1 protein-coding gene is annotated in these 420 nt (G+C 41.0%); it reads right to left on the bottom strand.

The window, feature by feature from the left end; all coding sequences use genetic code 11:
- On the bottom strand, positions 1 to 420 hold a 420-nt coding region (locus AAGV28_RS15420; protein WP_373407643.1), incomplete at both ends, for a hypothetical protein.

The following is a 420-nucleotide window of genomic DNA, read 5'->3' on the forward strand; positions in this document are numbered from 1 at the left end:
GTATAAGTATATTCGCCAGCCGCTAAGTCAGTAGTTGCTGTAGTGTTAAAAGTAATTGTTCCAGTTCCACCCGTTGGAGTACTTAAAACCACCGATCCTTTTTCACCTGCACATTTAGGTTGAGTAGGAGTTGCTGTGAAAGCAATTGCATCAGGAGCTGCATTGATAGTAACCGTTATCGATTTAGTACAACCATTAGCATCTGTAGCCGTATAAGTATAATCACCCGAAGCTAAGTCAGTAGTTGCAGTATTATTGAAAGTAATGTTTCCAGTTCCACCAGTTGGAGTACTTAAAACCACCGATCCTTTTTCACCAAAACATTTAGGTTGAGTAGGCGTTGCTGTGAAAGCGATTGCATCAGGAGCTGCATTGATAGTAACCGTTATCGATTTAGTACAACCATTAGCATCTGTAGCC

The organism is Flavobacterium zubiriense, assembly GCF_041729725.1.
GTDB classification, from domain to species: domain Bacteria; phylum Bacteroidota; class Bacteroidia; order Flavobacteriales; family Flavobacteriaceae; genus Flavobacterium; species Flavobacterium zubiriense.